Annotated in this window: 8 protein-coding genes; 4 read left to right on the top strand and 4 right to left on the bottom strand. The window is 26.0% G+C overall.

The genetic code is table 11. The annotated features are described in order from the left end of the window. Positions 1-325: 325 nt before the first annotated feature. The 4 genes from WBG30_RS14180 to WBG30_RS14165 form a co-directional block, all read right to left on the bottom strand. The gene (locus WBG30_RS14180; protein ID WP_424505301.1) at positions 326-1,048 is read right to left on the bottom strand and encodes an SDR family oxidoreductase; all 723 of its coding nucleotides are present in this window, start codon (positions 1,046-1,048) and stop codon (positions 326-328) included. Between the two features lie 246 nt (positions 1,049-1,294). Then, positions 1,295-1,840 (bottom strand): DinB family protein, encoded by a 546-nt coding sequence (locus WBG30_RS14175; RefSeq protein ID WP_424505300.1) that lies wholly within the window; start codon positions 1,838-1,840, stop codon positions 1,295-1,297. Positions 1,841-1,868: 28 nt separating this feature from the next. Next, on the bottom strand, positions 1,869-2,387 hold the full coding sequence (locus tag WBG30_RS14170) for a PH domain-containing protein (protein WP_424505299.1): 519 nt from the start codon (positions 2,385-2,387) through the stop codon (positions 1,869-1,871). 120 nt (positions 2,388-2,507) lie between these two features. Beyond that, positions 2,508-3,539 carry a nitrilase-related carbon-nitrogen hydrolase gene (locus WBG30_RS14165; RefSeq protein WP_424505298.1) on the bottom strand — a complete coding sequence of 344 codons (1,032 nt, stop codon included), beginning with the start codon at positions 3,537-3,539 and terminating at the stop codon, positions 2,508-2,510. A gap of 106 nt (positions 3,540-3,645) precedes the next feature. Between WBG30_RS14165 and WBG30_RS14160 the strand changes: the two genes are divergently transcribed. The 4 genes from WBG30_RS14160 to WBG30_RS14145 form a co-directional block, all read left to right on the top strand. Next, positions 3,646-4,977 carry an MATE family efflux transporter gene (locus WBG30_RS14160; protein WP_424505297.1) on the top strand — a complete coding sequence of 444 codons (1,332 nt, stop codon included), beginning with the start codon at positions 3,646-3,648 and terminating at the stop codon, positions 4,975-4,977. Positions 4,978-5,013: 36 nt separating this feature from the next. Then, the gene (locus WBG30_RS14155; protein WP_424505296.1) at positions 5,014-5,466 is read left to right on the top strand and encodes a MarR family winged helix-turn-helix transcriptional regulator; all 453 of its coding nucleotides are present in this window, start codon (positions 5,014-5,016) and stop codon (positions 5,464-5,466) included. A 76-nt stretch (positions 5,467-5,542) separates the two neighbouring features. Beyond that, on the top strand, positions 5,543-6,109 hold the full coding sequence (locus WBG30_RS14150) for a DUF1007 family protein (protein ID WP_424505295.1): 567 nt from the start codon (positions 5,543-5,545) through the stop codon (positions 6,107-6,109). Further along, on the top strand, positions 6,106-6,646 hold a 541-nt coding region (locus WBG30_RS14145; protein WP_424505294.1), incomplete at its 3' end, for a hypothetical protein. The genes WBG30_RS14150 and WBG30_RS14145, both read left to right, overlap by 4 nt.

Genomic DNA, 6,646 nt, shown 5'->3' with positions numbered 1-6,646 from the left:
AAATTATTGTTACTTTTCCATTTAATTCTTCTAAATTAAATGGTGATAAGTCTGTTTTTAAAGCTGTAAAATTTGGTGCTTTTGTTCCTACTTCTATTCCTTTACCTACTAATGTTAATGGATTTCCCCCAAATGTAATATTGTTGTTCAAATTGAACACCTCCGAATTTATTATGGTACGTTACAATAGTTATATTACACTAGTTATTTGATAAAGTCAACAATCTTTTTAAATTTGTTATGATTATAATTAAGTTTTGTATGAAAAAGATAGAAAATTTATACTAATTTTAAAAGTTTTTACAAAATTTTTATTATATATTCATTATGCATCTTGCTTTGTATCTGTAATTACAATTTCTCTTAAAGATACTGATTGAGGCAATTCATAAGCATATTTGATAGTTTTTGCAACATCATTTGCTGTAATATTTGTAGCACCTACTGATTCTTTCCATGCTTCATATCCGTTTATAATATCTTCGCTAGTAGTGTGTCCAAGTAATTCTGTTCCTACAGCACCTGGACAAATAGATAAAACTCTTACATTATAAGAAGACATCTCTTGTCTTGCCACTTCAGTAAGACCTGTAACTCCATATTTCGCTGCACAGTAAGCGGCATGACCACCAAATGGCTTTAATCCTGCTATTGAAGAAAGGTTGATTATTGTTCCAAATTGTCTTTCCTTCATATCATTCATTACAATTTGCATCCCATTCATTACACCCATTACATTTACATTTAACATAGTTTGCCATTCATTTGCATCTTGAGTTGCTATATCTCCTAATAACATCATTCCAGCGTTATTTATGATTAAATCTGTTTTACCATATTTAGCTTCTGCTTCTCTTACTGCATTTTCAAATAAAGTTTTATCAGTGACATCTACCTTTCTACACATTGCATTCGGTAAATTAAGTCCCTCCATTTTCTCTACTCTTCTTGCCAATAAAAGTGTTGGATATCCATCTTTTGAGAATTCCTTTGCTAATTCCATTCCAAACCCACTACTTGCTCCTGTTATCACTACTAATTTTTTCATTAAATTTCCTCCTAAAGTTTTATTATAAAATTAGTATATATGTTAAACCATAGTTTAATGCAAGACTTTTTTTAAAATAAATTTTTTATAAATTTTTTGGTTTTCAATTCCATATCTTTATTTATAGTAAGCTAAAAAAAATATTAAAAAAAAGGTATCATTTAAGACACCCTTTCAATTAGTATTTTCTAAAATTTTCCGTAATAGTTCTTAAAATTCGAACAAAATATGGGACAGAACTAAATCCTAATCAAACACTCCAAATTTTTGAAATCTTGAAAAATCTTCGCCTACTCCTAGCTCACTAAGAATTTGAGAAATTTGTCCCCTATGATGAATAGCGTGGACAAATAATTGCTCCATAAAAGTAGCTGGCGTATTATCTTTAAAATTATCTTTTCTAGAAAAATCTTCAGTGTTATAGCTATGAAAATCAAGATTTTCATAAAATGTTATAACGGCTATATCCAACTTCTTTAATAAACCTATAGCTTCATTAAAGTTTTCTTTTGTTTTTGACATAATTAGAGGAGTAGGTAAATTATAATCAAGTAATTCTTTACCGTATAAAGAGATCACTCCAATTTTATGGATGTTTTGATATAGCATGCATTCACATAAAACTAAATGTATGAATATATCTAACAAAGAACTATTTTCCTTAATTGAACCAAATGTGCATATATTTCTTTTTTTTATTAACTCTTCAAAAGAAATTGTTTTTAAATAATCAATCATTATATCATTTGTATTTTTGTTAAATATAGCTCTTTGAATAAATAATTGCCTCATTGGGCCTCCTTACTTTTCCTTTCGGATATTATATCATTAATTCAGATAATTTATTATAAATCATTTTTGGATCTTTTATATCTTTTATATAAAGACCACCTTGTTTTTCATATCTATTATTTCTTGTGATCGTAGGTGTAACCAATAAAACTGTACCTATTTTTGCTTTTCCTTGAAAAATCCCAATTTTTAAGTTTGTTTCCGTTACATTTTTAAATAGAAGAGTTTTTTCTTCAATTGTCCAAAATCCTTCTGTATACTCTATTCTATTGTTATATATTCTATATTCTGTTTTTAGATACATATTCTTATATCTAAAGATAGCAATAATTGAAAATATAGTAAAAGTCAAAACTCCTACAATAACTGATAAAGTTAGAGGAGTTATAAAAGTATTTAACATGAGGGTTCCCATTATTTTAGAAGCCCCAGTCATCCAAATGGTTGCAAATATTTGGAATGGTAAAATTCTAAAAATTATTATTAATAAATTAAACTCTGGTTTAGTTTTTAAAATTAAATCTGTTGATTTGTTATTTTTATACATAGAATTCTTTGCACGATAAGTCTATAGGTTTCTTATCGCACCCTCCTCTCATAATTTAGTGTATAACCCTATATGTTATTTTCTTTTATTTTTTCTATAGTTTTTTGAGTAAGAATAAAATTATTTAATAACTTTATCCACAGGAAAACCATCTTTTAAATATAGTCTCCCACGATAAGATAGATCTATTGGTAATCTATAATTTGATGATGAGTCTTTATACATAGATGATTTTATATTTTCATCTGTATTAACAGTCCCATAAACAATATTACTTTCCATACTTTTTCCTTTTGCAGTTACTTTCCCCCATGGATCAATCAACATTCCATCTCCACTTTGAATTTTAGGAGGAATTTGTCCAAATACATCCATCATAACTTTTTTAAAATCTGTTGCTAGTTTTGGATCTTGGGTTTCCATTTCTTTCCATTGATACATTTGTGTAACAGAAGCCAAATAAACATGACCTTCAAGAGCTACTGATTTTATGAATGAATTCCATTCTTTTCCTTGATCTTGTGTACCAACTACCATTAATTGAACCCCTTGAGCATATTGAATTGCTCTAACTAAAGGTAGATATGTCTGCCAACATGAGTTGTAGACTACATTTATTCCTGCAAGCTTCACAACTCGAATATCTGGATCTCTAGGTTCAGACCAAAACATTTTTTCTGTATGAGAAGCTTTTGTTTTTCTTGTTATATGCTTAATAATCCCTTTTTTACTTATAAAAACAGCTGAATTATAAATTGATTTATAATTTTCATCTTCATTTTTTTCATTAAAAGGAATCACCATTGCTATTTTATATTTTTTAGCATATGACTGCAATTTTTTCATTTCCTTACCATCTTTAGTTATAGATGCATTATAAAAATCTAAATATTTACTATAATTAGTCTTTAAATCTATTGTTGGAATAATATAATGCCAATATGGGTATCCACCAATAAAAGCTTCTGAGAAAACTATTAGTTCAGCCCCATCCTTTGAAGCTTTATAAGCATTTTCTTTAACTAATTCTACAGATTTTTCTGGTGACATCCAAGCTTGGTCTACAGATGCAATGGCAATTTTAACATTTTTTGCACTAACTGATAAATTCAAACTTAATATAAGTAAGAATATAAGTAATTTTTGTTTCATTTATTTCACCCCTATTTAATTATTTAAATAATTATACCACAAAATAGTTGCGTAGGCAACTCAAATTGTGGTATGATTTCAAAATAAGATGCAGAGGAGGTTTTTTATGGAAAATATTGGTACAAAAAAAATATCAAGTTTATTGTTGGAATATTCAGTCCCTGCTATTATGGGGATGTTAGTTTTCGCTTTATATAATATAGTTGATAGGATATTTATTGGACGCGGAATTGGAGCATATGCCATGGCAGGACTTAGCATCACATTTCCTCTTTTTACTATTTATATTGCAGTAGGAATGCTAATAGGATTTGGAGGAGGAGCTTTAGTATCATTAAAATTAGGAGCAAATAAAAAAAAGGACGCTGAAGTTGTTCTTGGGAATGTTATAACTTTATTTACTATTTTTAGTATTGTTTTAATGATTTTTGGGGGATTATTTTTAAATAAAATACTTGTTTTATTTGGAGCGACAGAAAATACTATAGTTTATGCCAGTGAATATATGAGTATTATAAATAAATTAGTGTTTTTTAATTTTTTAGGAATGGGGTTAAATAACATTATACGTGCAGAAGGAAATCCTAAAATAGGTATGATATATATGATTTTAGGAGCTGTAATAAATATAATTTTAGATCCTATATTTATTTTTACTTTTGACATGGGAATAAAAGGTGCTGCATATGCTACAGCTCTTTCAAATGTTGTGAGCTCAGTACTAACTATTTATCATTTTATGTATAGTGAAAAATCTAATGTTAAATTAAAACTTAAAAATTTAAAATTAAATAAAAAAATTACAAAAGAAATTTTTTCTATAGGATTTTCTCCTTTTATCTTACAATTAGGAGCAAGTTTAACTGCTATTGTATTGAATAAAACGTTATTATCTTATAGTAATGATCTAGCTGTAGGGGCTATGGGAATAATAAATAGTGTATATATGTTTATTTCTTTAATAATAACTGGTCTTATTCAAGGTGCTCAGCCTATAATAGGTTATAATTATGCTGCTAAAAAATATGATCGAGTAAAACAAACATTAAAACTATCTTTAAGAATTGCAATCGGTTTAAGCGTAATTTTGACAGGTTTAATATTTTCTATACCACATTTTTTTATAAATTTATTTAGCGATGGCAATGAGCAACTACTTTTTATTGGATCTAATGGAATTAAAATATATTTAAGTTTTATGATTTTTAATTCTATTTATATTATTGGTTCAAACTACTTCCAAGCTATTGGTAATTCAAAATTATCTACAAAACTTAATTTATTAAGACAAATTGTTGTTTTTCTTCCATTACTGTTTATTCTTCCTAAAGTATTTGGATTAAATGGTGTTTGGATGGCTGCGCCAGTGAGTGATCTTATAGTAGGAGTATTCACATTTTTAGCTTTAAAAAAGAAATCAACATTTATTATGATATAATAAATATATTTAAAATGGCGTATTAGGAGGAACGATTTGAAAGAAATATTAGGATATAGAGTAGGAAAATTAGCACAAAATATAAAAAAGTTTGTAGATATATATTTGAGTGAAGTAAATTTAGGCGAAGGGCAATATCTCATATTAAGGTGTATTATAAACGATAGCAGTATCTCTCAAAAAGAAATAAGTTTAAAACTTGATATAAATAAAGCAACAACAACAAAATCAATAAAAAAATTAATGGAAAATGGATATATTACTAGGGAAACGAACTCTGATAATCCAAGATATTATAAATTAAATTGTACGATAAAAGCAAAAAAAATTGTAAAGGAAATAAATAATCTGATTGGTATAGAAAGGATAATTTTAACAGATGGTATTGAGAATAAAGATTTAAAAGTTTTTTTAACTGTATTAAATAAAATGAACGACAATATGTTAGGGGAGTTTAGTCGAGAAAAAAAAAGAATTTGGAGAGATTAGTAAAAATCTAATAACTAGAAGCATTATTGAAGGACTACGATAGATGTATGTATTTAAATATAAAAGGAGTTAAATGATGAAAAGTATATGTATTTATTTGTTTTTATTTAAGTCTATGTGTAGCTTTGCACATCCTCATGTGTTTCTTGATGTTATGACAGAACCACAAATAAATAAAAACATAATAAAAGGAATAACTTTTACTATAAGGATGGATGAAATGAATACTGTTTTATTCTCAGAAATTTATGATCTAAATGGTGATAAAATTATAAGTAATAATGAATTTATTAAATTGGCTGATGAAAATTTATCTGGAATAAAAGGAAATAAAAGTCATTTTCACATAAAATATGGTGATTTAAAAATACCTATAAATACTTATTTGATTAAAAATATATCTATAGATAAAGAAAAATTGATTTTTAAAATATTTATACCACTTAATATAGAAATTAAGGTTCTTGCAAAATTAAATATAGCTATTTATGATCCTGATTACTACTATGATTATAGTTATTCTAAATCTTCATTTTCAAGTGAAAAAATAAAGAGAAAATTCAAATTTAATTTTATTAAAAATAAAAAAAAATCATATTATATGGGAAATTTAAATCCTTTAGAATATGAGGTGATTTTTTGAAAAAAAAAATTAAATTAATCCTATTAATTTTAATACTAGGATTGATCACATATTTTTATAGAGAATACTCTCAAATTGGATTAAAAATAATAATAAAAATTCAAAAGAAATTAATCCCTTTAATAAGTAAAAATTTTAAAAATGAAGGGAAAGTTTGGCTAGGAATTATTTTTTTATGGTGTTATGGAGTTTTCCATTCAATAGGACCAGGACACGGAAAATCAATAATTTTATCCTTGACCCTTTCTAATAAAATAAGTTTAAAAAAAATAATTATTTTAGCGGGAATAATGTCATATTTACAAGGGTTTAGTGCATTATTTATTTATAAATTATTTATACTAATTGGGAAAAAAATAATTCCAATTTTGAGTTTTAATTTAGAACAAAATACTAGAAATATAGTTGCTGTTATTTTAATAATTTTAGGTATATATTTAATTTATAAGGAATTTAAAGATGAAAATTATCAGCCAGATGAAACGTGTCAAAAAAATGTTTATTTTTCAGTATTTATAATAGGGATAATCCCTTGTA

The organism is Psychrilyobacter sp., from assembly GCF_049671765.1.
In the GTDB taxonomy this organism is placed as follows: domain Bacteria; phylum Fusobacteriota; class Fusobacteriia; order Fusobacteriales; family Fusobacteriaceae; genus Psychrilyobacter.
Note: the sequence above shows the minus strand (reverse complement) of the source record. Positions and strands in the feature narration are given on the sequence as shown.